28 protein-coding genes are annotated in these 26604 nt (G+C 73.1%); 13 read left to right on the top strand and 15 right to left on the bottom strand.

All coding sequences use genetic code 11. The features are described from left to right. The first annotated feature begins 32 nt into the window (after positions 1 to 32). Both BJ984_RS03025 and BJ984_RS03030 read left to right on the top strand, forming a co-directional pair. Positions 33 to 602 (top strand): NADPH-dependent F420 reductase, encoded by a 570-nt coding sequence (locus tag BJ984_RS03025; protein ID WP_179546775.1) that lies wholly within the window; start codon positions 33 to 35, stop codon positions 600 to 602. An 85-nt stretch (positions 603 to 687) separates the two neighbouring features. Next, positions 688 to 1509, top strand: coding sequence for a helix-turn-helix domain-containing protein (locus tag BJ984_RS03030; RefSeq protein ID WP_179546776.1), 822 nt, complete (start codon positions 688 to 690; stop codon positions 1507 to 1509). On the opposite strand, the gene BJ984_RS03035 is transcribed toward BJ984_RS03030, so the two are convergent. The 7 genes from BJ984_RS03035 to BJ984_RS03065 form a co-directional block, all read right to left on the bottom strand. Next, positions 1506 to 2348, bottom strand: coding sequence for a helix-turn-helix domain-containing protein (locus tag BJ984_RS03035; RefSeq protein WP_179546777.1), 843 nt, complete (start codon positions 2346 to 2348; stop codon positions 1506 to 1508). The two genes, BJ984_RS03030 and BJ984_RS03035, sit on opposite strands and share 4 nt — an antisense overlap. A 100-nt stretch (positions 2349 to 2448) precedes the next feature. After that, a complete protein-coding gene (gene pdxY / locus BJ984_RS03040; RefSeq protein WP_173182239.1) occupies positions 2449 to 3300 on the bottom strand; it encodes a pyridoxal kinase PdxY in 852 nt (283 codons plus the stop codon). Between the two features lie 56 nt (positions 3301 to 3356). Then, on the bottom strand, positions 3357 to 4496 hold the full coding sequence (locus tag BJ984_RS03045; RefSeq protein WP_179546778.1) for a cysteine desulfurase family protein: 1140 nt from the start codon (positions 4494 to 4496) through the stop codon (positions 3357 to 3359). Further along, positions 4493 to 5434 (bottom strand): carboxylating nicotinate-nucleotide diphosphorylase, encoded by a 942-nt coding sequence (nadC, locus tag BJ984_RS03050; protein ID WP_179546779.1) that lies wholly within the window; start codon positions 5432 to 5434, stop codon positions 4493 to 4495. Before nadC ends, BJ984_RS03045 begins: the two co-directional genes overlap by 4 nt. After that, positions 5434 to 7095, bottom strand: coding sequence for an L-aspartate oxidase (gene nadB / locus BJ984_RS03055; RefSeq protein WP_179546780.1), 1662 nt, complete (start codon positions 7093 to 7095; stop codon positions 5434 to 5436). The genes nadC and nadB overlap by 1 nt, the downstream gene beginning before the upstream one ends. Then, a complete protein-coding gene (nadA, locus tag BJ984_RS03060; protein ID WP_179546781.1) occupies positions 7092 to 8390 on the bottom strand; it encodes a quinolinate synthase NadA in 1299 nt (432 codons plus the stop codon). The genes nadB and nadA overlap by 4 nt, the downstream gene beginning before the upstream one ends. Next, the gene (locus BJ984_RS03065; protein WP_179546782.1) at positions 8387 to 9109 is read right to left on the bottom strand and encodes an NUDIX hydrolase; all 723 of its coding nucleotides are present in this window, start codon (positions 9107 to 9109) and stop codon (positions 8387 to 8389) included. The genes nadA and BJ984_RS03065 overlap by 4 nt, the downstream gene beginning before the upstream one ends. A gap of 191 nt (positions 9110 to 9300) precedes the next feature. Here BJ984_RS03065 and BJ984_RS03070 point away from each other — a divergent pair, with 191 nt between their 5' ends. After that, a complete protein-coding gene (locus tag BJ984_RS03070) occupies positions 9301 to 10500 on the top strand; it encodes a Fic family protein (RefSeq protein WP_179546783.1) in 1200 nt (399 codons plus the stop codon). 66 nt (positions 10501 to 10566) lie between these two features. After that, on the top strand, positions 10567 to 11457 hold the full coding sequence (locus tag BJ984_RS03075) for an aldo/keto reductase (RefSeq protein WP_179546784.1): 891 nt from the start codon (positions 10567 to 10569) through the stop codon (positions 11455 to 11457). 39 nt (positions 11458 to 11496) lie between these two features. Here the strand turns inward: BJ984_RS03075 and BJ984_RS03080 are convergent, their stop codons facing one another. Then, positions 11497 to 11790: a hypothetical protein gene (locus BJ984_RS03080; protein ID WP_179546785.1), complete on the bottom strand. Its 294-nt coding sequence runs from the start codon at positions 11788 to 11790 to the stop codon at positions 11497 to 11499. Between the two features lie 68 nt (positions 11791 to 11858). Then, entirely contained in the window at positions 11859 to 12173 is a 315-nt protein-coding gene (locus BJ984_RS03085) for a hypothetical protein (protein ID WP_179546786.1), read from the bottom strand. Positions 12174 to 12273: 100 nt separating this feature from the next. Between BJ984_RS03085 and BJ984_RS03090 the strand changes: the two genes are divergently transcribed. Continuing rightward, the gene (locus BJ984_RS03090; RefSeq protein ID WP_173182229.1) at positions 12274 to 13071 is read left to right on the top strand and encodes an HAD-IIA family hydrolase; all 798 of its coding nucleotides are present in this window, start codon (positions 12274 to 12276) and stop codon (positions 13069 to 13071) included. Between the two features lie 3 nt (positions 13072 to 13074). Continuing rightward, a complete protein-coding gene (locus BJ984_RS03095; protein ID WP_179546787.1) occupies positions 13075 to 13713 on the top strand; it encodes a hypothetical protein in 639 nt (212 codons plus the stop codon). 53 nt (positions 13714 to 13766) lie between these two features. On the opposite strand, the gene BJ984_RS03100 is transcribed toward BJ984_RS03095, so the two are convergent. The 5 genes from BJ984_RS03100 to BJ984_RS03120 all read right to left on the bottom strand — a co-directional run bounded on the left by BJ984_RS03100 (position 13767) and on the right by BJ984_RS03120 (position 17873). After that, positions 13767 to 14078: a DUF7882 family protein gene (locus BJ984_RS03100; protein WP_179546788.1), complete on the bottom strand. Its 312-nt coding sequence runs from the start codon at positions 14076 to 14078 to the stop codon at positions 13767 to 13769. A gap of 2 nt (positions 14079 to 14080) precedes the next feature. Beyond that, the gene (locus BJ984_RS03105) at positions 14081 to 14437 is read right to left on the bottom strand and encodes a hypothetical protein (RefSeq protein ID WP_179546789.1); all 357 of its coding nucleotides are present in this window, start codon (positions 14435 to 14437) and stop codon (positions 14081 to 14083) included. A 102-nt stretch (positions 14438 to 14539) separates the two neighbouring features. After that, positions 14540 to 14881 (bottom strand): hypothetical protein, encoded by a 342-nt coding sequence (locus tag BJ984_RS03110; RefSeq protein WP_179546790.1) that lies wholly within the window; start codon positions 14879 to 14881, stop codon positions 14540 to 14542. A gap of 89 nt (positions 14882 to 14970) precedes the next feature. Then, the gene (locus BJ984_RS03115; RefSeq protein WP_179546791.1) at positions 14971 to 16350 is read right to left on the bottom strand and encodes an NAD-dependent succinate-semialdehyde dehydrogenase; all 1380 of its coding nucleotides are present in this window, start codon (positions 16348 to 16350) and stop codon (positions 14971 to 14973) included. Beyond that, entirely contained in the window at positions 16347 to 17873 is a 1527-nt protein-coding gene (locus BJ984_RS03120; RefSeq protein ID WP_179546792.1) for a flavin monoamine oxidase family protein, read from the bottom strand. Before BJ984_RS03120 ends, BJ984_RS03115 begins: the two co-directional genes overlap by 4 nt. On the opposite strand from BJ984_RS03120, the gene BJ984_RS03125 reads away from it, so the two are divergent. Continuing rightward, positions 17872 to 19569, top strand: a complete 1698-nt coding sequence (locus BJ984_RS03125) for an amidohydrolase (protein ID WP_179546793.1) — start codon at positions 17872 to 17874, stop codon at positions 19567 to 19569. The genes BJ984_RS03120 and BJ984_RS03125 overlap by 2 nt on opposite strands. A 124-nt stretch (positions 19570 to 19693) precedes the next feature. Further along, a complete protein-coding gene (gene mgrA / locus BJ984_RS03130) occupies positions 19694 to 20722 on the top strand; it encodes an L-glyceraldehyde 3-phosphate reductase (RefSeq protein ID WP_179546794.1) in 1029 nt (342 codons plus the stop codon). A 125-nt stretch (positions 20723 to 20847) separates the two neighbouring features. Here the strand turns inward: mgrA and BJ984_RS03135 are convergent, their stop codons facing one another. Next, on the bottom strand, positions 20848 to 22200 hold the full coding sequence (locus BJ984_RS03135; protein ID WP_179546795.1) for an MFS transporter: 1353 nt from the start codon (positions 22198 to 22200) through the stop codon (positions 20848 to 20850). Between the two features lie 61 nt (positions 22201 to 22261). On the opposite strand from BJ984_RS03135, the gene BJ984_RS18385 reads away from it, so the two are divergent. The 5 genes from BJ984_RS18385 (at position 22262) to BJ984_RS03160 (ending at position 26474) form a co-directional block, all read left to right on the top strand. Then, on the top strand, positions 22262 to 23065 hold the full coding sequence (locus BJ984_RS18385) for a GntR family transcriptional regulator (RefSeq protein ID WP_246306423.1): 804 nt from the start codon (positions 22262 to 22264) through the stop codon (positions 23063 to 23065). A 99-nt stretch (positions 23066 to 23164) separates the two neighbouring features. Beyond that, positions 23165 to 23653 carry a histidine kinase gene (locus BJ984_RS03145; protein WP_173182222.1) on the top strand — a complete coding sequence of 163 codons (489 nt, stop codon included), beginning with the start codon at positions 23165 to 23167 and terminating at the stop codon, positions 23651 to 23653. A 150-nt stretch (positions 23654 to 23803) separates the two neighbouring features. After that, the gene (locus BJ984_RS03150) at positions 23804 to 24649 is read left to right on the top strand and encodes a DUF4097 family beta strand repeat-containing protein (protein ID WP_179546796.1); all 846 of its coding nucleotides are present in this window, start codon (positions 23804 to 23806) and stop codon (positions 24647 to 24649) included. After that, positions 24646 to 25665 carry an ATP-binding cassette domain-containing protein gene (locus tag BJ984_RS03155; protein WP_179546797.1) on the top strand — a complete coding sequence of 340 codons (1020 nt, stop codon included), beginning with the start codon at positions 24646 to 24648 and terminating at the stop codon, positions 25663 to 25665. The genes BJ984_RS03150 and BJ984_RS03155 overlap by 4 nt, the downstream gene beginning before the upstream one ends. After that, positions 25662 to 26474 carry an ABC transporter permease gene (locus tag BJ984_RS03160; protein WP_179546798.1) on the top strand — a complete coding sequence of 271 codons (813 nt, stop codon included), beginning with the start codon at positions 25662 to 25664 and terminating at the stop codon, positions 26472 to 26474. The genes BJ984_RS03155 and BJ984_RS03160 overlap by 4 nt, the downstream gene beginning before the upstream one ends. Positions 26475 to 26604: the final 130 nt, after the last annotated feature.

Genomic DNA, 26604 nt, shown 5'->3' on the forward strand with positions numbered 1-26604 from the left:
CCGCGCATCCGCCGCAGGAGAGGACAGGAACCATGACGGTCATCGCAGTAGTGGGAACCGGCCGGGTCGGACTGGGATTCGCGGAGGCCGCTGTCGCGGCGGGACACCGCGTCGTGCTGGCGAACTCCCGCGGGCCGGAGACCTTGGCGGAGGCCGTGGACTCGCTCGGTGGCTCCGCCGAGGCGGACACGGTCGAGGGCGCGGCGGCCCGGGCGGACCTGGTGCTGCTGGCGGTGCCGCTGCACAGCTACGGATCCCTCCCCGCCTCGGCCCTCGAGGGACGGATCGTGATGGACGCCGGCAACTACTACACGGACTGGTCGGGTCACATCCAGCTGCCGATCGCCGGAGACGACGAGGCGGCGAAGAAGGCCGTCGCCGAACTGATCGAGAGCATCGGCTTCGACGCCGTCGACGCCGGAGCCCTGCGGGAGGGCTGGCGGTTCCAGCGCGGCACACCCGCCTACGTGGTGCCGCTCGGCACCGCCGAACTCGTCGACGCGCTGCAGCGGGCCCGCCGCTACCGGGACATGGCGATCGACGACCTCACCACCGAACGCACCCACCGCCTGCCCGGCAGTGGCGCCCAGCGGCCCGATTGACGCGGGGCGCGTGGTCGAGCATCCTGAACTGGAGGCCCGGCTCCAGATCGCGGGGTCGAGCCGTCCGAATGAAGGGGTCGCGCGCTTGTCAGCGGAACTTCTCGCGCTGGGAGAGTTCCTCCGCGCACGTCGCAACGTCACCCAGCCCGAGGACGCCGGGCTCGTCCGGGAGCCGAGACGGCGAGTTCCCGGCCTCCGCCGCGACGAGGTCGCGCGTCTCGCCGGCATCAGCGAGCAGTACTACCTGCGGCTCGAGCAGGGGCGGAACATCCGGCCCTCCGACCAGGTGCTCAACACGCTGGCCCGCGCGCTGCGACTGGACGCGGATGCCCGGCAGTACATGTTCCGGGTCGCCAGCGGTGACCTGCCGAACCCCGAGCCCCCCGCCGCCGAGTCCGCGGAGCGCATCGCGCGCGTGCTGAGGCAGTGGACCCACACTCCCGCCTACGTCTCCGACAGCAATCGCGACATCGTCGCCTCCAACCCCCTGGCGACCAACTTCGGCCACGGCGGCCTCGCGACCGGGTCGAACGTCGTGGTCGACCTGTTCAACGAGCGGATGAAGCGCACCCTCGTCGAGTGGGAGCCGATGGTCAGGTCCTCCGTCGCCGGGCTGCGCCGGGACGCGAATCCGTTCTCGCCGCGCCTGACCGAGCTCGTCGAGCAGCTCTCCGCCGCCGACGAGGACTTCGTGCGGCTCTGGGCGCGGTACGACGTCTCGGGCCCCGAGGACGCGCACATCCACATGGTCGTCGAGAACGTGGGGACGATGGAGATCGACGTGCAGAACTTCGCGGTGCGCAGCATGCCCGGCTACCTCCTCACCGTCCTCTCGGCGCCGCCGCAGAGCCTCACGGCGGCGGTCTTCGCGAGCATGGCGGCCGCCCTCGACCCGTCGGTGCGCTAGCGGGCCGGCCAGCCCCGGAGCGGCCCGCGGACCCCGCGCCCGGTGAGGGCGTTCTCCCGGAGAGACGCGAGCACCTCGAAGGCGCGTGTGCCCCGTGCCACCGGCCAGACCGTCATGAAGAACCCGCCCGGCACCTCCAGCACCTGCCACGGGAACTCGACCAGCTCGCCGTCGCCGGCCACGAGGAGGATCGTCCCCTGGGACATCGGCCGCGCGTCGTGCTGGGCCCACAGCCGCCGGAACGCCGCGCTGGTCGTCGACAGCTCGCCGACGACCTCCTGGAACCGCGGATTGCCGGGGTCGCCGTGGAACCTCAACGCCGCCACCGCCCGGTGGGCGATGTCGTGGATGCGCTCCTCGTCCACCTTCGCGAACGCTGCCAGGGCGAGATTGCCGTCGAACAGCTCGACGCTCGGGATCAGGACGTCGGCCATCTCGTTGATCGCGACGACGTCGAGATTGCTGTCCTCGACGAACGCCGGAACGTCGGACCAGGTGTTCAGCAGCGACAGCACCGTCTCGCTCACCGGCGTCGGCTCCCGGCGCGGCGGCGTCGGCGAGAAGCCCGGCCGGGCGATCCGGTAGAAGTAGCTCCGCTCGAGGGGATCGAGGCAGAGCGCCTCGGCCAGGCTGTTCAGGACCTGGTGGGACACCTGGTGGTTCTGGCCCTGCTCGAGGCGGATGTAGTAGTCGCGGCTGATGCCGGCGAGGCTCGCCAGCTCCTCCCGCCGCAGACCCGGCACGCGCCGGTCGTGGTCGACGAAGCCGAACGACGCGGGGTCCAGCTGCGATCGGCGGGCACGCAGGTACTCCGCGAGGACCGAGGATCGGGTAGTCATGACGGGATCACTCCGATGGGAGAGGGAATCCGCCCACGGTATCCCGGCGGCCGGCGCCGGAGCAGAGCCCCAGGAGGGACACCTTCCCGGCCGTCCGCCCTCAGCGCACCTGTTCTGCCGTGAACTGCAGACGCGGATGCGCGTACGACTCCTGCGCCTCGATCAGCTGCAACTCGCGCCGCCCTGAACGGTGGGTGGCCTCGATCAGATCGAAGACGCTCGACACCGTGCGCTCGAGCGCCGTCGCGGCCGATCCGGTCTCGCGGTAGTGGGCGGTGAACAGGGCCGCCGTGACGTCGCCCGAGCCGTTGGCCTTGAACGGGAGCAGGGGCGTCTGCACGATCCAGGCGCCGGCGTCGTCGACCACGAGCATCTCGATCGTGTCGGGGGCACGGTCGGGGCGCTCGACGCTCGTGACGAGCACCGTCGAGGGGCCCATCGCGCGGGCGAGGTCGGCCGAGGCGAGGGTCGACTCGAGCGAGCCGGGCTCGGTGCCGGTGAGGTAGCCGAGCTCGAACTGGTTCGGGGTGATGATGTCGGCGACGGGCACGACCCGGTCGCGCAGCAGCTCGGGGATCTCGGGGGCCACGAAGCAGCCCGACTTCGCGTTGCCCATCACGGGGTCGCAGGCGTAGACCGCCGACGGGTTCGCGGCCTTCACGCGCTGCACCGCGTCGACGATGACGTCGCCGATGCCGACGCCACCCTGGTAGCCCGAGAGCACCACGTCGATCTCGGGCAGAACGCCGCGCTCCTCGATGCCGAGGATGACGTCGTGCACGTCCTCGGGCGAGATCAGCGGCCCGCGCCAGGCGCCGTACCCGGTGTGGTTGGAGAAGTTCACCGTGTACACGGGCAGCACCTCCACCCCGATGCGCTGCAGGGGGAACACGGCCGCGGAGTTGCCGACGTGCCCGTAGGCCACGGCCGACTGAATCGAGAGGATCTTCACCCCTCCATCCTCCGCCCTCCGCGCCCCTCCCGTCACCTCATGGGCACATCCGCCGGTCAGCGGAGGGTCGCGAGGGAGGCGAGGGTCGCCTCGAGGGCGGTGGCCGCCGCCGCGAGGTCGGGCGCCGTGGTGGCCGGGGTGAAGGTGAAGCGCACGGCGGTCTGGGCGACGGCCGGGTCGAGGCCGAGGGCGAGCAGCACGGGCGACGGGTCGTCGCTGCCGGCCGCGCAGGCCGAGCCGCTCGAGACGATCACGCCGCGCTCCTCGAGGCCGAGCAGCACCGCCTCGCCACTGGTGCCCGGGAAGCAGAACGACGCCACCGAGGGCAGGCGGGCATCCGGATGCCCGGTCAGCACCGCCCCGTCGACGCGCCGCAGCACCTCGACGATGAAGTCGTCGCGCAACGCGGTGGTGCGGGCGGCCGCGTCGGTCCGGGCCGGCTCGGCGAGCTCGACCGCGCGGGCGAGGCCGACCGCGAAGGCCACGTTCTCGGTGCCGGAGCGGCGGCCGCGCTCCTGTCCCCCGCCGTGCAGCACGGGCTCGAGCGGATGGCGGCCGCGCACCGCCACCGCCCCGATGCCCTTGGGCGCGCCGAGCTTGTGGCCCGAGATGCTCACGGCGTCGGCGCCGAGCACGTCGAGGCGGAGGTCGAGCCAGCCTGCTGCCTGCACCGCATCCGTGTGGAACGGCACACCGCGCTCGTGGGCGACCGCGGCCAGCTCGGCCACGGGCTGCACCGTGCCGATCTCGTTGTTCGCGAGCATCACCGTGGCGAGGGTGGTGTCGGCGCGCAGGGCGTCCGCGAACGCGGCGGGGTCGACGAGGCCGGTGCCGTCGACGGGCACGACCGTGACGTCGAAGCCGTGCAGGCGCCGCAGGTGGTCGACCGATTCGACGACCGCCGGATGCTCGACCGCGCTCAGCACGGCGTGCCGACCCCGGGGACTGCCGAGCGCCAGGCCCTTCACCGCGAGGTTGGCGCCCTCGGTGCCGCCCGAGGTGAAGACGACCTCCGCCGGACGGCAGCCGAACCACTCGGCAACCGTCCGCCGCGCCCCGGCGAGGGCACGCGCGGCGGCATCACCCAACGCGTGGTGGCTGGAGGGGTTGCCGAACTCGCCGGTCAGGTGCGGCCACATGGCCTCGAGCACCTCGCGGCGTACGGGCGTGGTCGCGGCCGCGTCGAGGTGGATCACGGACGCGCCGCGGGTGGGGCGGCCGGGGAGGAAGTGCCCTCGGTGGCCAAGGCGGGGGCGGCCGCCGGGGCGGCAGAGCGCGCATCCGGCAGCCCGATGTCGAGGCCGAGGTCGAGCGCCCGCACCGAGTGCGTTAGCGCGCCGACCGAGATGAGGTCGACGCCGGTGCGGGCGATCGCGCCGACGGTGTCGAGGGTGACGCCACCGCTCGCGTCGACGAGGGCCCGGCCGGCCACGAGGGCGACCCCCGCGCGCAGCTCGTCGAGCGTGAAGTTGTCGAGCAGGATCGTGTCGACCCCTCCCGCGAGCACCGGCTCGATCTGGTCGAGCCGGTCGACCTCGACCTCGAGGTGGGTGGTGTGCGAGATCTGGGCCCGCACCGCCCGGATCGCCGCCGTCACGTCGCCCCCGTGCTGCTGCGCCAGCACGGCGAGGTGGTTGTCCTTGGCGAGCACGGCGTCGGACAGCGAGAAGCGGTGGTTGTGGCCGCCGCCCGCCCGCACCGCCGCGCGCTCCAGGGCTCGCAGGCCCGGCGTGGTCTTGCGCGTGTCGACGATGCGCGCGCCGGTTCCGGCGACCGCGGCGACGTAGCGGGAGGTCTCGGTGGCGATGGCACTCATCCGCTGCACGAGGTTGAGCCCCACACGCTCGGCCCGCAGGATGCCGCGGGCCGGCCCCTCGACCGTCGCCAGCACGGCTCCCGGCTCGAAGCGCTCCCCGTCCTCGACGAGCAGGGTCGAACGGATGCGCGGGTCGACCAGTCGCATCGTCGCCTCCCACACGGCGCCTCCGCTGAACACCCCGGGCTCCCGGGCCTCGAGGCGCGCCGACGCCCATGCCTCCTCGGGAATGAGCAGCTCGGAGGTGAGGTCGCCCCAGGGCGCGTCCTCGGCGAGAGCGCGGGCGACGACGTCGTCGATGATCTGGGTGGTGAGCATCAGGCGCTGACCTCTTCTCTGGTTCGGGGTCGGACGACGGCGTCGGTCGACGTGCGGGGTCGGGCCGCGGAATCGGGCGAGATCAGTGGGAAGTCGGCTCGCGCGTGCGCCCCGCGGGACTCCTCGCGGGCGATCGCGGCGCTCACCACCACCCGGGCTAGCTGCAGCAGATTGCCGGTCTCGAGCCGCTCCACGTCGGTGGTGCGGGACGTGTCGATGCTCCACGAACCGAGCGTGCGCTGCGCCTCGAGCAGCCCGTCCGCCGTTCGGAGGAGGCCCGCGTGCCTCCACATCAGGCCCTGGAGCTCGGCACGCGTCGGTTCATGCGAGCCCGTGGTGGGACGAGCATCCGGCACCATCGACGGCCCGCTGGGAGTGCTCATGCCGTTCGGGGCATGCAGCTCCGAACGCAGGGCGGCTGCCGCCCGGTGGGCGAAGACGAGACCCTCGAGCAGGGAGTTCGAGGCGAGGCGGTTCGCGCCGTGCACGCCGGTGCACGCGACCTCCCCGACCGCGAAGAGCCCGGGGAGGGAGGTGCGGCCGTCGAGGTCGGTGGCGACGCCGCCCATCCAGTAGTGGGCGGCGGGCGCGACCGGCACGGGCTCCCGGGTCCAGTCGAAGCCGGCGGCACGGCAGGCCGCCGTCACGGTCGGGAAGCGCGCCTCCAGGTCGTCGACCCCGGTCGCGTCGAGCAGCACCGGGGCGCCCGTGGCGAGCATCTCGGTCGCGATGGCCCGGGCCACGACGTCCCGCGGGGCGAGCTCGGCGAGCGGATGCGCGTGCACCAGGAATCGCGACCCGTGGACGTTGCGCAGCACCGCGCCGTCACCACGCACGGCCTCCGACACCAGGGGTGAACCCGGCACGGCGAGCGCCGTCGGGTGGAACTGCACGAACTCCAGGTCGGCGAGACGCGCCCCGGCCCGCAGCGCGGCCGCCGCGCCGTCACCGGTCGCGACCGCCGGGTTCGTGGTGAACGGGTACAGCTGCCCGGCACCGCCCGTGGCGAGCACGACGGCGTCGGCGTGCAGCTCCTCGAAGCGGCCGGCGCGCAGCACCCGCACACCGACCACGGGCCCGGCCCCGGCGCCGGATCCGGCGTCGGATCCGGCATCGGCATCGGCGCCGCCGCCGGCGAGCAGCAGATCGACGAGCATCGTGTGCTCGAGCACCCGCGCCGCCGACGCCCGCACCGCCCGCACGAGAGCCGTCTCCACCGCCAGCCCCGTCGCGTCGCCGCCGGCGTGCAGGATGCGCCGCCGCGAGTGCGCCCCTTCGAGCCCCGCGTCGAAAGCCCCCTCGGTGCCGCCGCCCGCGTTCCCACCCGCACGGTCGAAGGCGACGCCCCACTCGATCAGGTCACGGATGCGGGCGGGCCCCTCCGTGCAGAGCACCCGCACCGCCTCGGGGTCGCACAGCCCGGCGCCGGCCGCGAGGGTGTCGGCGACGTGCGACGAGACCGAGTCGCCGGGCATCACCGCCGCCGCGATCCCGCCCTGGGCGTACCGCGTGCTGCCGTCGTCGACGGCGCCCTTCGTGACGACCACGACGTCGGCGACGTCCACGAGTCCGAGCGCCGCGACGAGCCCGGCGATGCCGCTGCCCACCACGATCACCCGCGGCCGGCGGGAGGACTGCGCCGAGGCGATGGCCGTGGTCATGGCCGGGCCGCGAGCATCCGCTCGAGTGCCACCCGCGCCGGCTCGGCGACCGACGCCGGCACCGAGATCTGGTTCAGCACCACCCCGTCGACCAGCGACTCGAGCACCCACGCGAGGTAGCCCGGGTGGATGCGGTACATCGTCGAGCACGGGCAGATCACGTCGTCGAGGCAGAAGATCGTGTGCTGCGGGTACTGGTTCGCGAGGCGCTGCACGAGGTTGATCTCGGTGCCGATGGCGAAGGTCGAGCCGGCGGGGGCGGCGGCGATGGCCTTGACGATGTAGTCGGTCGATCCGGCGCCGTCGGCCGCGTCGACCACGGGCATCGGGCACTCGGGGTGCACGATCACCCGCACGTCGGGGTGTGCCGCCCGCGCGCGCTCGATCTGGGCGACGGTGAAGCGCTTGTGCACCGAGCAGAACCCGTTCCAGAGGATGACCCGGGCGTCCGTCAGCTCGTCGGCGGTCGAGCCGCCGAGGGGCTTGCGGGGGTTCCACAGCGGCATCCGCTCGACGGGCACGCCCATCGCCTTCGCGGTGTTGCGGCCGAGGTGCTGGTCGGGGAAGAACAGCACCCGCTGCCCGCGCTCGAAGGCCCACTCGAGCACCGTCGCGGCGTTCGACGAGGTGCAGACGATGCCGCCGTTGCGGCCGCAGAAGCCCTTCAGGTCGGCCGAGGAGTTCATGTAGGTGACCGGGATGATCGGCACCCGCCCCTCGGCGTCGGGCTCGGATCCGTAGACGGACGCCAGCTGCGCCCAGGCCTCCTCGACCGAGTCGATGTCGGCCATGTCGGCCATCGAGCAGCCCGCCGCGAGGTTGGGCAGGATGACCGCCTGCGACGGCTGCGCCAGGATGTCGGCGGTCTCGGCCATGAAGTGCACGCCGCAGAAGACGATGGCGCGGGCATCCGGCCTCGTCTTCGCGGCGTTGGCCAGCTGGAACGAGTCGCCCACGAAGTCGGCGTACTGCACCACCTCGTCGCGCTGGTAGAAGTGGCCGAGCACGACCACGCTGTCGCCGAGAGTCTCCTTGGCACGACGGATGCGCGTGTCGAGCTCGCTCTTCGAGGCCGCCGTGTACTCCTCGGGGAGCACGCCCTGCCGGGGCGCCTCGGCGGGGAGCGGGTCGGCCATCGAGGCGCCCGGGCCGTAGGTGGGGCTCTGCAGGTCGAAGACCCAGGGGCCCTCGGCGAGCTCAGGGGCGCACGTGCTCGCGGTCGAGCCCGGCGCGGCGGCCGTCCCCGCCGCGATCAGCTGGATCTCGTCGTCGACGGACAGGAGGCGTGCGGTCATGGTCGCGGCTTTCTCGGGAGGCGGTCGAGCGGCCCGCGGTCGACGGGCGCGACCGAGGTGTTGTAGCGGTAGAGGCGCGGCGGCCGGTAGCTCGTGCCGAGCACCCGCTTGCCGGTGGGCACGACCGAGTTCGACGACTCGATCTGCCGGCGGAAGTTGGCCGGGTCGAGCGAGCGCCCGAGCACCGCCTCGTGCACCTCGCGCAGTTCGGCGAGGGTGAAGGTGTCGCCGAGGAAGGCGTGCGCGATGCGGCTGTACTCGACCTTGTTGCGCAGGCGCCAGAGGGCGTACTCGATGATGACGTCGTGGTCGAAGGCGAGGTCGGGCAGGTCGTCGACCGAGAACCAGCTGACGTTCTCGGGGTTGGCGCCGGCGCTGGTCGCCACCTCGTCGGAGCTCACCAGCGCCCAGTACACGATCGAGACCACGCGGTCCTTCGCACCCTCGGGCGAGCGGTCGAGGGTGCCGAAGGCGTAGAGCTGCTCGAGGTAGGCGGGCTCGAGCGCGGTGGTGGCGCCGAGGGTGCGGGCGGCGGCGTCCTCGAGGTCCTCGTCGATCATCAGCGGCCCGCCGGGCAATGCCCAATCGCCCTCGTAGGGCGGGCGGATGCGCCGCACCAGCGGCAGCCACAGCCCGGCGGGCGCGTCGGGCTGGTCGGGCCGGAGCGCGAAGATCACCGTCGACACCGCCAGTGCGATGGCCCCCGGATGCTCGCCCATCTCGTCTCTCCGCCCTGCGACCTCGTCCGGGCCGCCCTAAAGGTAGCCCCGACTATAACCCTTAAGGTCACCCCAACCCAAACCCGGAAATCATCCAAAGAGCTGAACACGCTTGCATAACGAGTCGCTTATTGCAGGTTACGAAGCTAAGCTTGCATACCGGCGGTCCTATCTCACCCTTGGGAGGCACCATGCGCTGGCCTCCCCATGTCATCCGCACCGTTCCGTGGTCGCAGAGCCGCCGAGCGGGCACCCGCGCCGACCGCATGCTGTCCGCGGTGACGGTCTCGATCCCGCCGTCGATCGCCGCGCTGGAGGTGCCGATCGGGGCGAGCAGTGCCGAGACCGCCGCCCTCGACGCGATCGCACGGCTCGATCAGGCCTCCGACGGGCAGAGCGTCGGTGCGCTCGGCATGATGCTCATCCGTCTCGAGTCGGTCGCGTCGTCGAAGATCGAGCACCTGGAGGCCGGTGTCGGCGACTTCGCCCGCGCGATCGCCGGGTCTCGCGCGAACGAGTCGGCGACCGCCATGGTGGCGGCGTCGGCAGCCATCCACGATCTCGTCACCTCTGTCGAGCGCGGCGGGCGCATCACGGCCGAGCGCATTCTCTCCGCCCACGCCGAGCTCATGGCAGACGACCCTGTCGAGCGCGGGTACGCCGGCCGCTTCCGCGACGTGCAGAACTGGATCGGGGGCAGCGACCACTCCCCCCGCGACGCCCTGTACGTGCCACCTCCGCCTGAACTGGTCGAGCCGCTGATCGACGACCTGCTCGCCTTCGCGCATCGCGACGATCTCCCCCCTCTTCTGCAGGCCGCCATCGTGCACGCGCAGTTCGAGTCGATCCACCCCTTCACCGACGGCAACGGGCGCATCGGGCGCGCCCTGATCCAGGCCGTCTTACGACGGCGTGGCAACGCCCGCACGGTCGTCGTGCCGATCGCGTCCGCCCTCTCGGCCGACCGCGAGCGCTACTTCGGCCTGCTCGACGCCTACCGGGCGGGCGAGGTGTCGCCCGTGGCCGACGGCATCGCCGTGGCGGCCCGCATCGCGGCAGAGGCGTGCCTTCCCCTGCCGCAGCGGCTGAACGAGCTGCCGCGGGAGTGGCGGGTGGCCACGGGCTTCCGCCGCGGGTCGGCCGCCGACGCTCTCCTCGACGTGCTGCCCGCGCGTCCCGTGGTCACCGCCAGCGGAGTGGAGCGGGAGCTGGGCGTGAGCTACACGGCGGCGAACAACGCCGTGCTGGCGCTGGTGGAGGCGGGCATCCTGACGCCCTTGAACCAGCGCAAGCGCGACCGGGCCTTCGTGGCGTCGGAGGTGATGGCCGAGTTGAGCGCTCTCGAGCGCCTCATCGGGTCGCGGGCGACCGCGGCTTTCGGCACGGGCTGACGGCGGGCCGCGGGGGGTGATCACAGGGCCTCCCTCGGCGGGCGGGGGCGGCGTAGCGTCGAGGGCATGAGCATCCCGAGCTTCACCCTGAACAACGGCGTCGAGATCCCCGCGATCGGCCTCGGCGTCTACCAGAGCACCCCCGAGGAGACGGCCGCGGCCGTCGAGACCGCGCTGCGCACCGGGTACCGGCACATCGACACCGCAGCGGCGTACCGCAACGAGCGCGAGGTGGGCGAGGGCATCCGTCGTTCGGAGGTCGACCGGAGCGAGGTCTTCATCGAGACCAAGGTCTGGGTGAGCGACTTCGGCTACGACGAGACGCTGCACGCGTTCGAGAAGGCGACCGGCAAGCTGGGCTTCGACACGCTCGATCTGCTCATCCTGCACCAGCCCGCGCCCGCGCGCTTCGAGCGCACGGTGGCGGCCTACAGGGCCCTCGAGACGCTGCTCGGCGACGGGCGGGTGCGCTCGATCGGCGTCAGCAACTTCACGCCGGCGCACCTCGAGCGGCTGCTCGCCGAGACCTCGGTGGTGCCCGCGGTGAACCAGGTCGAGCTGCACCCGTACTTCGTTCAGCCCGAATTGCAGGCGACGGATGCACGGCTGGGCGTTCTGACCCAGGCCTGGTCCCCGATCGGCGGCATCACCTTCTATCCCGGGTGGGGCGAGCAGCGCGTCAGTGTGATGGAGGACGAGACGATCGCCGCGATCGCCGCCGCGCACGGGAAGAGCCCGGCGCAGGTGATGCTGCGGTGGCACGTGCAGGAGGGGCGGTCGGCGATCCCGAAGTCGACGAACCCCGCCCGGATCGCGTCGAACTTCGACGTCTTCGACTTCGAGTTGAGTGCGGACGAGCTCGCGCGCATCGACGCGCTCGACACGGGCCGGCGCAGCGGTCCTGACCCCGACGTGGAGCGGCCCGAGATGTTCGACCTGCCGATCGCGGAAGCCTGAGCCTCCGTCACCCCGTCGGCGACGACGCCGGCGTGCGCGTCAGTGCGCCGGGAGGTCCCAGGACTCGGCGAACTCCTCGGGGGTGGTGGTCTCGAGCTGGAGCAGGATGCGGTCGTGCAGATCGGCCAGCTCACTGACGTCGTTCGCCGCGACGCGACGCAGCTCGACGCCGTCGCTCCTGATGCTCAGCTCCGACACGGCGGGCGCCATCCCACTGCCGTCGAGCAGCCCGGCGACGATCGTGCCACCCCACCGCGCCGCTCGCCGCAGCGGCCCGCCGTCTCGATCGACCATCACGACGTCGTACACCTCGGCAGCCGCGCGCTCGTCCATGCCCCCAGCCTGCCAGACCGCGCGGCCGTCAGCGCGTCAGCGCGTCAGCCCGTCAGCGCGTCAGCCGGTCAGCGCGCCGGAAGCTCCCAGGACTCGGCGAACTGCTCCGGGGTGGTGGTCTCGAGCTGGAGCAGCATGCGGTCGTGCAGGTCGGCCAGACCGGTGACGTCGCTCGCCGCGACGCGACGCAGCTCGACGCCGTCGCTGCAGATGCTCAGCTCCAACACGGCCGGGGCGTTTCCGCTCACGGCCGGGGCGACGCCGCTGCCGTCGAGCAGGCCGGCCGCGACCGTGCCGCCCCACCTCACCGCGCGCCTCAGCGGGCCTCCCCGCCGGTCGACCATCACGACGTCATACACCTCGGCAGCCACGCGATCGCTCATGCCTCCAGCCTGTCAGAGGGTGCCCGCCCCAGTCTCCGAGAAGCCCCCGAAGCTCAGGCGGGCCCGCTAGCCTGGGCGTGACGACGAAGGAAGGACGAGCATGCCCCGCCGCGACGAGATCGAATGCTGGCTCACCGACATGGACGGCGTGCTCGTGCACGAGAACCACCCCATCCCCGGTGCCGCCGAGCTGCTGCAGCAGTGGCGCGACCAGGGCAAGCCCTACCTGGTGCTCACGAACAACTCCATCTTCACGCCGCGCGACCTGAGCGCACGTCTCCGCTCGAGCGGCCTCGAGGTGCCCGAGGAGTTCATCTGGACGAGCGCGCTCGCCACGGCCACCTTCCTCGCCGACCAGATGCCGGGCGGCAGTGCGTTCGTCATCGGCGAGGCCGGCATCACCACGGCCCTGCACGAGGCCGGCTTCATCATGACCGAGACCGCGCCCGACTACGTGGTGGTCGGTGAGACCCGCAACTACTCCTTCGAGGCGATCACGAAGGCCATCCGGCTGATCGGCAACGGCTCGCGCTTCATCGTCACGAACCCCGACGCCACCGGCCCGAGCACCGAGGGCCCGCTGCCCGCCACCGGCGCGATCGCCGCCCTGATCACCAAGGCCACCGGCAAGGAGCCCTACATCGTGGGCAAGCCGAACCCGATGATGTTCCGCTCGGCCATGAACCGCATCGGCGCGCACTCCGAGAACACGGGCATGATCGGCGACCGCATGGACACCGACGTGGTCGCCGGCATCGAGGCCGGCCTGCACACCATCCTCGTGATGACGGGCATCAGCGACGAGCGCGAGATCGCGAAGTACCCCTTCCGCCCCGACGAGGTGCTCGACTCGGTCGCCGACCTGCTCGTCACCGAGCCCTTCGAGACCGAGCTCTAGGCGGTGGCGGCCCGACTCGCTCAGCTCCTCGGCACGGCGCTCGTGGCCGGTGCGCTGCTGGCGTCGATGAGCGGATGCGCGGCCGGCGGTGATGTCGTCTTCACGAAGACCCCGAGCCCCACGGCGGCGCCGAGCGTCGTCGCCCCCACCACGCCGCCCGAGCCGGCGCCGACCGTGGCCGCTCCCGAGGCGCCGGCGGTGCCGTCCGGGCTCGCGCTCGTCGTGGTGCTGCCGGGGGACGGGAGTGCCGGCGCCGAGCAGGCCGACGCCGTGCGCCAGGCGGTCACCGGGCTCGCGACCGCCAACGCGGCATCCGTCACCCTGCTCGACCTCGCGGTCTCGGCGAACGCGGGCACCCTCTACGAGCGGGCGCTCGACTCCGACCCCGACGTCGTGGTGACGGTCGGGCCGACCGGGCTCGACGCGCTGCAGCAGGTGGCGGCGGCCCAGCCCGGTCGGCAGTTCCTCGTGGTGGGCGCGCAGCCCCTCGCGCCGGCGCCGAACATCACCGCGGTCGTCTGGCCGGGCTCCGACGCGGCGCCCGTCGCACCCGACCTCGGGACGCGGGTCGCGGCGGCGGTCACGGCCGGCACCTCGGAGATCGCGGCCGAGCGCACGGGCCTCGTCATCGCCCTTCCCTGAGGGCGGCCACCGGCCGCGCGTGGCCGGGTCGGGCCGCTCTCGGCCGGGTCGGCCTACGCGGCGGGGTCGCGCGGCTCGGGGACGACCCGGAGGCCGGCCGGCGAGTTCGACAGCCGCACCAGCTCCTCGATCCAGACCCGGTTCAGGACCGGCTCCTTGCTGCCGACGAAGTCGAACTGCAACGGGATGGTCGGGTGGATCCAGATCGAGCTGTGGCCGCTGCCCTTGGCGACGGTGTACTCCCAGGAGAACGTGAAGCTCTCGCCCCGCCGGACCTTCGAGATGATCACGGCCTTCACGTGGGCCAGCACGCGATCGTCGAACTCGACCGAGACGGACGGGGTGCCGTAGATGAAGTAACCCATGCTTACTGCCCCAGCCCGTCGTCGATCTCACGCATGATGTCGTTGATGTCGGTCGCCGTCGCGCGGGCGTCCGCGGTGGACTCGACGGTTCCGCTGATGCCGACCTGCGGCATGACGGGTACCGGGAAGCGCTCCGCCTCCTCCTCGTCGGTCATGCCGCCGACGTCGACGACGTCGAACTGGCTCGCCGGGCTGAGCAGCAGCGTGTGCACGGAGACGTCGCCGTTCTCCTCGAGCACCGCGATGTCGACCGTGACGCTGTTCTCGGCGTCGGCGACGGTGGTCGTGTATTCGAGCAGCGCGGCCGTGATGGCGCTGCCGGTCACGATCGACCCGCCGCTGTAGGTGATGCGCTTCATGCGCGGTCTCCCTCTTCTACCCGTGGGTCGCAATGGCGGTGGGCGCCGTCGCGGTGGCGGTGGGCGTGAGGCCTCACCCTACGGCACCGGGCCCGCGACCGGTCACCGGGGGTAGAGGCCGTCGAGGTCGAGGGCGACGGTCTGGTCGTCGCCCGCGGGGATCGGCGCGGCCACGACGACGCGGCCGCCCGCGGCGAGCTCGCCGATCTGGGTGTGCAGGCGCTGCACCAGCGCGTCGTCGACGATCTCCTCGTACGGGCTCTCCTCGGTGTCGGAGACGATCTGGCTCGCCGGGCCGAGCAGCAGCGTCGACCGCCCGACCGCCCCGTCGTCGAGCCGGGTCGGGATCTCGACGGTCTCCGCCGTCTGCGCCTGGGCCAGGGCCCGGGCGAGGTCGAGCAGCGCCTCGGCGATGGCGGAGCCCGTCAGGACGGAGTCGCCCACGTAGTGAATTCTGTCCATACCCAACCATGCGCCCGGAACGCTGTTCCCGCAGGGGACTGTCCTACGGGCGTCGAGTGTGCATGGCTCCGCTAAGCGATGCGGATGAGCTTCTTGTTCACGAACTCCTCCACGGCGAAGCGCCCCATCTCGCGGCCCGAACCCGAGCGCTTGACGCCGCCGAACGGCAGCTCCGCCGCGTCGCCCAGCACCAGGTTCACCCACACCATGCCGGCGTCGATGCGGTCGGCGACCCGCAGCGCCTGCTCCTCGTCGGTCGTGTAGACGTAGGAGCCGAGGCCGAACGGGGTGTCGTTCGCGAGCGCGATCGCCTCGTCCTCCGACGAGACGCGGTAGAGCGCGGCGACGGGGCCGAAGAACTCCTCGCGGTACGCGTCCATCGTCGGGGTGACGTCGGCGAGCACGGCGGGCGGGAAGAAGTTGCCGCTCCGCTCGCCCTTGGCCAACACGGTGGCGCCCTGGGAGATCGCTCGGCCGAGCTGCTCCTCGAGGCGGTCGGCCGCGGCGGTCGAGGAGAGCGGGCCGAGCAGGGTGCCGTCGGCGAAGGGATCGGCGGGCTGGGCATCCGTGAACACCGAGGTGAACTTCGCCGCGAACTCCTCGTAGAGGTCGTCGATCACGATGAAGCGCTTGGCGGCGTTGCAGGACTGGCCGTTGTTGTCGAGGCGCGCGTTCACCGCGTCCTGCACGGCCGCGTCGAGGTCGGCGGTCGAGAGCAGGATGAACGGGTCGGAGCCGCCGAGCTCGAGCACGACCTTCTTCAGGTTCTGGCCGGCGAGCTGCGCCACCGCGGCGCCCGCCCGCTCGGAGCCCGTGACCGAGACGCCCTGCACGCGCGGGTCGGCGATCACGGTCGCGATCTGCTCGTTCGTGGCGTAGATGTTCACGTAGACGCTGTCGTGCGCGCCCAGCTCGGCCTCGGCGTCGTCGAAGATCTGTGCGATCGCGGCGGCCGACTCGGGGCACTGCGGCGCGTGCTTCAGCAGGATGGTGTTGCCCGCGACGATGTTCGGGCCCGCGAACCGTGCCACCTGGTAGTACGGGAAGTTCCACGGCATGATGCCGAGCAGCACCCCGAGGCCCGCGCGGCGGATGAAGGCCTGCCCCGTGCCGTCGCTCAGCTCGATCTTCTCGTCGGCCAGGAACTCCTCGGCGTGGTCGGCGTAGTACTGGTAGATCGCCGCGGCGAACTCCACCTCGCCCACCGCCTGGTCGAGCGGCTTGCCCATCTCGCGCACGATGATCTCGGCGAGCGCGTCCTTGCGCTCCTCGTGCAGCGCGGCGACCCGGGCGATCAGGGCGGCCCGGTCGGCGACGGATGCGCGGCGCGACCAGTCCTCGAACGCCGACGATGCGGCGCCGACGGCCTCCTGCAGCTCGGCGTCGGTGATGGTCGGGTACTCGCTCAGGGTCTCCCCGGTGGCCGGGTTGACGACGGCGTACTGGCTCATGCTGATGCTCCTTCGGTGACGGGGGTGGTGTCGGTGCTCGAGGTGGCGTTCGTCGTGGAGGTCGCGGCGATCTCGTCCAGGATCTCGCGGGCGAGCCGGCGGCCGACCCGGATGGCGCCGTCGACGTGCTGGTAGCCCTCGGCCGCGAGGTCGCTCGACCCGAACCGGATGGGCCCCACGGGCTCGAGCTGCAGCGCCCCGTAGCGGGTCAGCCCGCCGAGGTCGAAGCTCGCGGCGTAGGCGCCCTGCGTCCACTCCTCGGCGGCCCAGTCGCTCTCGTAGTACACGACGGGCTCCAGTGCCTTCGGTCCGTAGTACGCGGCGAGGGAGTCGAGGATCGCCCGGCGGCGGTCGACGGCCGAGAGCTGCAGCAGCGCATCCGCCTTCTGATCGCTGACGAAGCCCACCAGGGTGCCCCGCGTCTCGCCGTGGTTGGAGTTGTCGTAGGCCTCGTGCACCAGCTGGTACGGGCTGAAGGCGGTGCCCGAGAGGCCGTCCTCGCGCCAGAACGGGGTCTCGTAGGTGGCGTGCACCTTGATCACGAGTCCGAGCGACTGGTGCTGCTGCAGCTGCTGGCGCAGGCGCGGCAGCGGGGGCACGTAGTCGATGCGGTCGTAGAGGTTCGGCGGAACGGCGACGATCACGTGGCGGGCGGCGACGGTGAGCGCATCCGTCGACACGGTGACACCGCCGTCGGCCCACTCGACGGTGCGCACCGGATGCCCGAGCCGCACGTCGTCGCCGAGCCCCTCCGCGAGGCGCAGCGGCACCTGCTGCAGCCCGCCCACGACCCGCTTGTCGAGGATGAAGTCGGCGTCGACCAGGTGGCTGAAGCTTCCCGCGGAGGCTGCCATCAGGAGCGCCTGCAGCAGCGAGAAGGAGTGCGCCGGCTTCGTGAGCATGGCGTCGGCGATGAACAGGGCGATGTTCTCGACGGCCTCGGAGTCGTCGCTCTCGGCCTCGAGCCAGGCGCGGAAGGTGATGCGGTCGAACTCGGCGGCGCGCGGGTGCTCCCACGGGGCGGCCGGGTCGGTCTGGGCGACGAGCTCGTCGAGCAGCGCGATCAGGCGCTCGAGCTCGGCCTGGGTCGCGTCGGAGGCGGGGAAGATGTCACCCGTGAACCGCGCCGCGACGCCACCGGGGCCGACGTAGACGCTCTCGCCCTCGCGGTAGCGCTCGTAGGTGGGCAGACCGAGCGTCTCGAGGGTGTCGATCAGCGCGGTCTGGTCGGGAGAGACCCACTGTCCGCCGAGCTCGTACATCTGGCCGTCGATCTCGTCGGTGTGGAGGCGGCCGCCGACGCGGTCGCGGGCCTCGAGCACGACGACCGACAAGCCCGCCGCCTTCAGCTCGGTGGCGGCGGTGAGGCCGGTGGCGCCCGCCCCCACGACGACGACGTCTCGGTTCAGGTGCAGCATCACAACTCTTTCCGCAGTGTTTATGGTGTCAGAATGACGAATCAGTAACCATGGTGTCACTGGACCGTGGAAAACGATAGTCGGCGGGGGCGAAAGGCGGATCATGGGCGCTGAGGTGCTGTTCGAGAACGGGTCGGTCTTCACCGCGGGGATGGAGCGCAGCCGGCCGGGCTCGGTGCTCGTGCGCGACGGCGTGATCGTGGCGGTCGGCGAGGCCGGGGAGGTGCGGTCGCGGGCCGGCGGGGGCGGGCGGGCCGTGACGCGGGTCGACGTGGGCGGGGGGCTGGTGGTGCCCGGGTTCCAGGATGCGCACGTGCATCCGCTGCCCGCGGGGATCGAGATGCTGCAGTGCGACCTGTCGGAGGCCTCCTCGGCGGCCCACGCGCTGGAGCTCGTCGGCGCCTATGCGGCGGCGCACCCGGTGGCGGCGAGCCGCGGTGCGTCGGTCGGGGGCTCGGGCGGCGGCGGCGCGTCGGACGCGGCCGCGTGGATCCTCGGCGGCGGCTGGACGATGGACCACTTCACGGGTGGCGCTCCGACCCGCGAGGCGCTCGACGCCGTCACCGGCGGACGGCCCGCCGTGCTGCTCAGCCGCGACCACCACAGTGCCTGGGCGAACTCGACCGCCCTCGCCCTCGCCGGCATCACCGCCTCGACCCCCGACCCCGCCGACGGACGGCTCGAGCGCGTGGCCGACGGCACGCCGTCGGGCACCCTGCACGAGGGCGCGATGGCGCTGCTCGACGGCGTGAAGCCGGTTCCGGATGCGGCGCTCGCGCGGGCCGGGCTGCTCGCCGCCCAGACGCACCTGCTCTCGCTCGGCATCACCGGCTGGCAGGACGCGCTCGTGGGCGAGGGGCTGGGCTTCGTCGACGCCTTCCCCGTCTACCGCTCGGCCCTCGAGGCGGGCGAGCTGCGCGCCCGGGTGACCGCGGCCCTCTGGTGGGAGCGGTCGGAGGACGCCTCGCAGATCGACCGCCTGGCCGCGCGCCGCGACGAGGCGGAGGCGCTCGGGCAGCCCTCCCTGTTCATCGCCGACACCGTGAAGATGATGCTCGACGGCATCGTCGAGAACCAGACGGCGTCGATCCACGGGCATTACGGGGTGCACCCGCCGTCGTCGGGCATCGACTTCATCGACCCGGCGGCGCTCGGCGGGTACGTCGCGGCGCTCGACGCGCGGGGGCTGTCGGTGCACTTCCACGCGCTGGGCGACCGCGCGGTGACCCAGGCCCTGGATGCGCTGCAGGGGCTGGGCGCGAGCGGGGGCCGCGCATCCGCTCGCCGTCACCAGCTGGCGCACCTGCAGCTCGTCGACCCGGCCGACATCGCGCGCTTCGCGGCCGTCGGGGCGATCGCGAACCTGCAGGCCTTCTGGGCGCGCACCGACGAGCAGCTGCGGGATCTATGCCTGCCGATCCTGCCGCCGGACGCACTGTCGCGCACCTATCCGTTCGGGCGGCTGGCGCGGGCGGGCGCGGCGCTCGCGTTCGGCAGCGACTGGCCGGTGTCGACGGCCGACCCGCTGGCGGCCATCCACGTGGCGGTCAACCGCACGGGATTCGGCGCGGCGCCCGAGCCCCTCGGCGGCACGGTCGACGCGCTCGACCTCGCGACCGCCCTCACCGGCTACACGGCCGGCAGCGCCCACGCGAACGGCCGCGGCGCCACCACGGGCCGCCTCGCGCCGGGCTACCTCGCCGACCTCGCGATCCTCGACCGCGATCTCTTCGAGCTGCCCCCGGATGCCCTCGCCGACGCCCGCGTCACGGCCACCTACCTCGCGGGCGCCCCCGCCTGACGCTGAGTCGCGGCGAACCGCTGCCCACAGCGCTGAGTCGCGGCGAACCGCTGCCCCCAGCGCTGAGTCGCGGCAAAACGTGACACTTCGGCGCGACTCAGCCGAGCGGGGGCAGGATGGGGGGATGAGCTACGTCGCTGACGCTGACCGGTACGAGTCCTTTCCCTATCGCCGCGTGGGGCGGAGCGGGCTGAAGCTGCCCGCGGTGTCGCTGGGGCTGTGGCAGAACTTCGGCGACGACAAGCCGATCGAGACGCAGCGGGCCATCCTGCGGCGGGCGTTCGACACCGGGGTCACGCACTTCGACCTCGCGAACAACTACGGGCCGCCCTACGGCAGCGCCGAGACGAACTTCGGGCGCATCTTCGCCGAGGACTTCGCCGCGCACCGCGACGAGATCGTGCTCTCGACGAAGGCCGGCTACGACATGTGGCCCGGGCCGTACGGCGACCACGGCTCGCGCAAGTACCTGCTCGCCTCGCTCGACCAGTCGCTCGCGCGGATGGGCGTGGACTACGTCGACGTCTTCTACTCCCATCGCGCCGACCCCGAGACCCCGCTCGAGGAGACGATGGGCGCCCTGCACACGGCGGTGCAGTCGGGCCGCGCGCTGTACGCGGGCATCTCGAGCTACTCGCCCGAGCGCACGAGGGAGGCGGCGCGCATCCTGAGCGATCTCGGCACGCCGCTGCTGATCCACCAGCCCTCGTACTCGATGTTCAACCGCTGGATCGAGGACGGCCTGCTCGACACCCTCGGCGAGCTCGGCGTGGGCTGCATCGCGTTCTCGCCGCTCGCGCAGGGGCTGCTCACCGACCGCTACCTGAACGGCGTGCCCGAGGGCTCGCGGGCGGCCCGCGAGGGTTCGATGTCGACGCGGATGCTCAGCGACGACACCCTCGCCCGCGTGCGCGGCCTGAACGAGATCGCGTCGGGGCGCGGGCAGACGCTGGCGCAGCTGGCGCTGTCGTGGGCGCTGCGGGACGAGCGGGTGACGAGCGTGCTGATCGGGGCGTCGTCGGTGGGGCAGCTCGACGACAACCTCGCGGCCGTGCGGAACCTGGAGTTCTCGGCCGAGGAGCTCGCGGCGATCGACGAGTTCGCGGGCGACCGGGACATCGACCTGTGGGCGGCGTCGTCGCGGGTGGAGTAGCGCGGGTCGGCGGCGCGGTCGGCGCCGCATTCGGCTGGGGTCGGCGGCGCGGTCGGCGCCGCAGGTGGCTGGGGTCGGCGGCGCGGTCGGCGCCGCAGGTGGCTGGGCTCAGCGGGCCGCGCAGGTCAGAGGGCGGTGCGGTCGGCGTCGCGACGCGGCACGAGGGGCAGGGCCGCGAGGGGCGCCAGCGCGACCAGCGCGAACGCGAGCGGGTAACCGACGAGGGCGATCAGTGCGCCCACTCCCGGGCCCACCGCCGAGGCCGCGAGGAACTGCCCCGTGTTCTGCACCCCGAGCGCCCGCCCCGCCCACGCCGGGCCCGCGGCCTCGGCCACCGAGGTGAAGGCCAGACCGTTGTCGGCCACGCTGACCGTGGTGGCCAGCACGAAGACGATCGCCGCCGCGACGGTCAGCTGCAGTCCGCCGAGCACGGCCATCGCGGCGAGCAGCGAGATCCCCGCGACGCAGACGGCGCGCAGCACGCGCACGCGGCTGCCGACCCGGTCGCTCAGGGCGCCGATCGCGATGCGCCCGCCGGCTCCCACGAACTGCGACACCGACACCACGAGTCCGGCGGCGAGCGGCTCGACGCCGAGTCCTGCCACCAGCCACAGCAGTCCGAACGTCGAGAGCGTGAACTGCGGCAGCACGAGCAGCACCGACACCGCGTGGATGCGCACCAGGAAGCGGTCTCGCCGGTAGGGGTTCGCCGACTTCTCCCGGCCGACCGCGAGGGCGGCGGGCGCGAGGGCGGCGGGCGCAGCGGCGGCGGGCGCAGCGGCGGCCGTGGTGGCGGGGCCCGACGCGGGGGTGGCCGCGGCGGCGGGCACCGCGGCGGTGGCGGGAGCGGGTGCCGGGCGGGGCGGGTTGCGGATGCCCAGGGCGCACCCCACCGCCAGCAGCGCCGTGGCGACCGCCGCCAGCGCGAGCGGCGCCCCGAAACCGGCGGTCGCGGCGAGCGGAGGCACCACGAGCGCCGCGACGGCGGTGCCGAGCGGCTGCGCCATCTGCCGGATCCCCATCGCCAGCCCACGCCGCTCCCGCGAAAACCAGCCCACGACGACCCGGCCGCTCGCCGAGTTGGTGCTCGCCGACGCCGCCCCGCCCAGCACGAGGAAGAGCACGAGCAGCCCGGGCGCCTCCAGTGCGCCGGGTGCTGAAGCCGCCCACGCCGCCAGCGCGGCGAAGACGGCGGTGAGCGCGAGTCCGCCGGCGATCACCCCGCGCTCCCCGAGCCGGTCGGCGAGCGCACCCCACGCCACCAGCGTGAGCACCATGCCGATCGTCGGGGCGGCCGCGAGCCATCCCGCGGTCGTCAGGGCGACGCCCTGCTCGACGTGCAGATACGGGATCAGGAAGGCCGGGGCGCTGACGAGGAAGGTGCCGGCCGACTGCCCGGCGAGCCCGAGGCCGAGCATCCGCCAGGCACCGGAGGGCACCGCGGCGCGCGGCGTTCGGACTTGTTGGGGCGCGGGCATGGACGACTCCGTTCGAGTGGGGTACCGTGATGGTATACCAAGCGGCGAGGGGCGGGGCGACATGGCGGACGAACGGCGGAGCCCCTACGCGGTGCTGCGGGCGGGCATCCTGAACCTCGACCAGGTGCCGGGCGAGCGACTGAGCGAACGCGGGCTCGAGGGGCTGCTGGGGGCGTCGCGCACGCCGATCCGGGCGGCGCTGATGCGGCTCGAGGCCGAGGGGCTCGTGCGACGGGAGGGGCGCGCGTGGCAGGTGACGCCGATCGACCTCACGGAGGTGCGGGCGGTCGCCGAGTACCGCGAGGCCGTCGAGGGCGCCGTCGCCGAGCTGGCCGCGACCCGCGCCACCGCCGACGAGCTCGAGGCGCTGGCCGAGCTCGCCCGCAGCGCGGGCCGAGACGCCGGCGACGCTGCTGACCGAGGCGAGGGCGCCGACGGTGCGGGCGGCGACGGTGGGGGCGCCGGCGGTGGGGGCGCCGGCGGTGGGGGCGCCGGCAACCGCGGCGAGGGCGGCGGCGAGCAGGGCGACGACGAGGAAGCCGGCGTGCGGGCGGGCGACGCCTTCCATCTCGCGCTGGCGGGGCTCAGCGGCAACCCGTTCCTCGTGCAGGCGATGCGCGACGTGCTGACGCGACTCAGCCGCACCCGCTGGCTCGACGTGCGCACCGCCGAGTCGCGGGCCTCCGCCCGGCGGGAGCACCTCGCGATCGTCGAGGCCCTGGCCGCCCGCGACGGCGAGCGCGCCCGCGAGCTCGTCGTGGCGCACGGCCGGGGCACGCGCGACCGCATCCTCGCGCACCTCGCTGACGAGCGGCGACGGATGCGCGGCCGCGGCATCGCGATCGTGGAGACCAGCCCGGCCTGACCCCCCGCCGCCACGTCGAGCATCCGCGGCAGGCCCGCGTGACGCAACTGACACCAGATTGGTGTTGACGTGACACCACTGTGGTGTCACACTGGTGACATGGACATCGGACAGTACGTCACCGAACTGCAGCGTCAGCTCGCCGACACCGCCGAGAACGGCTCGGACGAGACCCGGGCCGTCGCGGAGCGGATCGCGGCCGGGCTCGACGCGGCGACGCGGATCGTGCTGCTCGACGCCCTGTCGGCCGCCGCCGGCGAGATCACGCGCGATCTCGCCCCCGGATCGGTCGACCTGCGCCTCCGCGGCCGCGAGGTCGAGTTCGTCGTCACGGCGCCCAGCGCCGAGGCCGAGCCCGACGAGCAGCCGGGTGCGGCGGTCGATCTCAACGACGCCAGCACCTCCCGCACCACCCTCCGCCTGCCCGACGCCCTGAAGGCCCAGGTCGACGACGCGGCGGCGGCCGACGGCCTGTCGGTCAACACCTGGCTGGTGCGGGCGATCGCCTCGGCCCTCCAGCCCAAGCAGCGCCGCTCGGCGCAGCGCAGCCTCCGCACCGGCGACAACTTCGCCGGCTGGGCGCGGTAGACCCACCGCACCCACCCCCGGTCACCGTCCCCCCGACCTCGCGACCGTGCCGCCCACCGCGGCACCCGCCCACCGCAGCCGCACCCGCCCATCGCGGGCGATCGGTCGCGCCCTCCTCCACTCCCCACGCCCAGAAAGGGTCGCTTCAGCATGCCTTCCTTCGACACCCCTTCCCCCATCGACCTCGCGATCGACCTGCCCGTCGGGGCGATCGACGTCGTCGCCTCCGACCGCGCCGACACCGTCGTGACGGTCACCCCCACCAATCCCACCAAGGCCGTCGACCGGCGCGGCGCCGAGGAGACGAAGGTCGACTTCGACGGCACCCGCCTCACGATCACCGGCCCGAAGCCGCGCCTCAGCTGGATCGGCCCAACCGAGTCGGTCGACCTCCGCGTCGAGCTGCCGACGGGGTCGCGGCTGACCGCCGAGATCGCGGTCGGCGGCGTGCGCAGCTCGGGCCGGCTCGGCGCCACCCGCGTCAAGAGCTCCACGGGCTGGGTCGAGCTCGACTCAACCGGCGACCTCTGGGCGCGGGCCGGGCACGGCAACGTGACGGTCGCCGCCGCGCAGGGCTCGGCCGAGATCATCGCCGACCACGGACAGATCCGGATCGGGTCGGTGAGCGGAGACACCGTGCTCAAGGCCTCGCACGGCACCGTCACGATCGGCGAATCCGGCGGCGACGTCGACGCGAAGCTCTCCTACGGCGACCTCGAGATCACCCGGGCGCTCGCCTCGGTGACCGGCCGCACCGCGTACGGCAGCGTGCTGCTGCACGAGGTGTCGAGCGGCTCGATCCAGATCGACAGCGGCTACGGGCAGCTGACGGTCGGGGTTCGGCCGGGCATCCCGGCCTGGCTCGACCTCGCCTCGAAGGAGGGTCACGTGCGCAACGAGCTCGAGGGCGACCACGCCCCCGCGGCCGGCGAGCAGACCGTCGCGGTGCGCGCCCGCACCCAGTTCGGCGACATCACCATCCGGAGGGCCCGATGAACCACGAAGCCGCCACCTCCGCATCGCGCGGGTCAGCCGCGGCAGCGAGCACGGCCTCCGCACCCGCCATCGAGGTGCGCGGCCTCCGCAAGTCCTACGGCGAGCAGCTCGTGCTCGACGACGTCGACCTCGCGGTGGCGCCCGGCACCGTCACCGCCCTGCTCGGCCCGAACGGCGCGGGCAAGACGACGGCCGTGCACATCCTCTCGACCCTGGTGCGACCGGATGCCGGATCGGTCTCGGTCGCGGGCCACGACGTCGTGCGGGCCACGGCCGCGGTGCGCGCATCCATCGGTCTGACCGGCCAGTTCTCGGCGGTCGACACCCTGCTCACCGGCGAGGAGAACCTGCTGCTGATGGGCCGCCTGCGCCACCTCGGCCGCCGCGCCGCGAAGGCCCGCGCCGCCGAGCTGCTCGAACGCTTCGACCTGGTCGAGGCCGCCCGCAAGCCGCTCGCCACGTACTCCGGCGGCATGCAGCGCCGGCTCGACCTCGCGATGACCCTCGTCGAGGGGCCCGCGGTGATCTTCCTCGACGAGCCGACGACCGGCCTCGACCCGCGCAGCCGCCGCACCCTCTGGGGCATCGTGCGCGAGCTCGTCGGCGAGGGCACCACCGTGCTGCTCACCACGCAGTACCTCGACGAGGCCGACGCCCTGGCCGACCGCATCGCGGTGCTCGACGGCGGCCGCATCGTCGCCGAGGGCACCCCCGAGGAGCTGAAGCGGCTCGTGCCGGGCGGCCACCTCCGGCTGCGATTCGCGGATGCTCCCGCCTACGACTCGGCCGCTGCCCTGCTCCCCGGCGCCACGCGCGACGACGCGTCCCTCGTGCTGACCGTTCCGAGCGACGGCGGCACGGGCACCCTCCGCACCGTGCTCGACCGCCTCGACGCGGCCGGGCTCCCCGTGGAGGACCTGAGCATCCACACCCCCGACCTCGACGACGTGTTCTTCGCTCTGACCGGCGCCGGAACCACGGCCGGGGCCGGCACCACGAAGGGATCAGCATCATGACGACGATCACTCCGCAGCGGCCGTCCCACGTGGTCGCCGACGCGATCACCATGCTCGACCGCACGATGCTGCACATGGTGCGCTACCCCGGTCTGTCGATCTTCACGATCATCGGCCCGGTCGTCATCCTGCTGCTGTTCGTGTTCGTGCTCGGCGGCACCCTCGGCGCGGGTCTGCCCGGGGTCGACCCGGCGGGCGGGCGGGAGGCCTACCTCGCCTACGTGCTGCCGGGCATCCTGGCCATCACCATCGCGGGCACGGCCGGCGGCACCGCCACCACCGTCTCGATGGACATGACCCAGGGCATCACCGCACGCTTCCGCACCATGGCGGTCGCCCGCGCCTCGGTGCTCGCCGGGCACGTGCTCGGCAACACCATTCAGGCGCTGATCGCCGTGGCGCTCGTGCTCGGCGTGGGGCTCGCGATCGGCTTCCGCCCGACCGCCGGCCCGCTCGAGTGGCTCGCCGTCGCCGGCGTGCTCGCGCTGGTCGCCTTCGCGATCAACTGGCTCGGCGTCGCGATGGGCATGCAGGCGAAATCGGTCGAGACGGCGAGCAACCTGCCGCTCGTGCTGACCTTCCTGCCCTTCCTCGGCAGCGGCTTCGTGCCGGCCGACTCGATGCCCGGCTGGCTGCAGGGCTTCGCCGCCTACCAGCCGTTCACGCCGATCATCGAGACCCTGCGCGGGCTGCTGCTCGGCACAACGCTCGGCTGGAGCCCGGTGCTCGCGGTCGGCTGGTGCCTCGTGCTCGCCGTGGGCGGGTACGTGTGGTCGCGCATCCTGTACGAGCGCCGCTCGGTTCGCTGAACCCGCGTCGCCCAGTGCACGAGGGCCCCGGATGCCCGCCCGAGCGGTGGGCGTCCGGGGCCCATCGGCGTGCCGGCGTCAGGCGCCCGGCGTCAGGCGCCCCGGCCTCAGGCGCCCCGGCCTCAGGCGC

Origin of the sequence: Herbiconiux flava, assembly GCF_013409865.1 — a bacterium.
Classification (GTDB): Bacteria; Actinomycetota; Actinomycetes; order Actinomycetales; family Microbacteriaceae; genus Herbiconiux; species Herbiconiux flava.

What these genes read in the sequence shown, in the direction of transcription:
- BJ984_RS03025 (WP_179546775.1), top strand. Translation starts at nt 33, where the DNA reads ATGACGGTCATCGCAGTAGTGGGAACCGGCCGGGTCGGACTGGGATTC.
- BJ984_RS03035 (WP_179546777.1), bottom strand. Translation starts at nt 2,348, where the DNA reads ATGACTACCCGATCCTCGGTCCTCGCGGAGTACCTGCGTGCCCGCCGA.
- nadC (WP_179546779.1), bottom strand. Translation starts at nt 5,434, where the DNA reads ATGCTCACCACCCAGATCATCGACGACGTCGTCGCCCGCGCTCTCGCC.
- nadB (WP_179546780.1), bottom strand. Translation starts at nt 7,095, where the DNA reads ATGACCACGGCCATCGCCTCGGCGCAGTCCTCCCGCCGGCCGCGGGTG.
- nadA (WP_179546781.1), bottom strand. Translation starts at nt 8,390, where the DNA reads ATGACCGCACGCCTCCTGTCCGTCGACGACGAGATCCAGCTGATCGCG.
- BJ984_RS03065 (WP_179546782.1), bottom strand. Translation starts at nt 9,109, where the DNA reads ATGGGCGAGCATCCGGGGGCCATCGCACTGGCGGTGTCGACGGTGATC.
- BJ984_RS03070 (WP_179546783.1), top strand. Translation starts at nt 9,301, where the DNA reads ATGCGCTGGCCTCCCCATGTCATCCGCACCGTTCCGTGGTCGCAGAGC.
- BJ984_RS03075 (WP_179546784.1), top strand. Translation starts at nt 10,567, where the DNA reads ATGAGCATCCCGAGCTTCACCCTGAACAACGGCGTCGAGATCCCCGCG.
- BJ984_RS03080 (WP_179546785.1), bottom strand. Translation starts at nt 11,790, where the DNA reads ATGGACGAGCGCGCGGCTGCCGAGGTGTACGACGTCGTGATGGTCGAT.
- BJ984_RS03085 (WP_179546786.1), bottom strand. Translation starts at nt 12,173, where the DNA reads ATGAGCGATCGCGTGGCTGCCGAGGTGTATGACGTCGTGATGGTCGAC.
- BJ984_RS03090 (WP_173182229.1), top strand. Translation starts at nt 12,274, where the DNA reads ATGCCCCGCCGCGACGAGATCGAATGCTGGCTCACCGACATGGACGGC.
- BJ984_RS03100 (WP_179546788.1), bottom strand. Translation starts at nt 14,078, where the DNA reads ATGGGTTACTTCATCTACGGCACCCCGTCCGTCTCGGTCGAGTTCGAC.
- BJ984_RS03105 (WP_179546789.1), bottom strand. Translation starts at nt 14,437, where the DNA reads ATGAAGCGCATCACCTACAGCGGCGGGTCGATCGTGACCGGCAGCGCC.
- BJ984_RS03115 (WP_179546791.1), bottom strand. Translation starts at nt 16,350, where the DNA reads ATGAGCCAGTACGCCGTCGTCAACCCGGCCACCGGGGAGACCCTGAGC.
- BJ984_RS03125 (WP_179546793.1), top strand. Translation starts at nt 17,872, where the DNA reads ATGGGCGCTGAGGTGCTGTTCGAGAACGGGTCGGTCTTCACCGCGGGG.
- BJ984_RS03120 (WP_179546792.1), bottom strand. Translation starts at nt 17,873, where the DNA reads ATGATCCGCCTTTCGCCCCCGCCGACTATCGTTTTCCACGGTCCAGTG.
- mgrA (WP_179546794.1), top strand. Translation starts at nt 19,694, where the DNA reads ATGAGCTACGTCGCTGACGCTGACCGGTACGAGTCCTTTCCCTATCGC.
- BJ984_RS03135 (WP_179546795.1), bottom strand. Translation starts at nt 22,200, where the DNA reads ATGCCCGCGCCCCAACAAGTCCGAACGCCGCGCGCCGCGGTGCCCTCC.
- BJ984_RS18385 (WP_246306423.1), top strand. Translation starts at nt 22,262, where the DNA reads ATGGCGGACGAACGGCGGAGCCCCTACGCGGTGCTGCGGGCGGGCATC.
- BJ984_RS03145 (WP_173182222.1), top strand. Translation starts at nt 23,165, where the DNA reads ATGGACATCGGACAGTACGTCACCGAACTGCAGCGTCAGCTCGCCGAC.
- BJ984_RS03150 (WP_179546796.1), top strand. Translation starts at nt 23,804, where the DNA reads ATGCCTTCCTTCGACACCCCTTCCCCCATCGACCTCGCGATCGACCTG.
- BJ984_RS03155 (WP_179546797.1), top strand. Translation starts at nt 24,646, where the DNA reads ATGAACCACGAAGCCGCCACCTCCGCATCGCGCGGGTCAGCCGCGGCA.
- BJ984_RS03160 (WP_179546798.1), top strand. Translation starts at nt 25,662, where the DNA reads ATGACGACGATCACTCCGCAGCGGCCGTCCCACGTGGTCGCCGACGCG.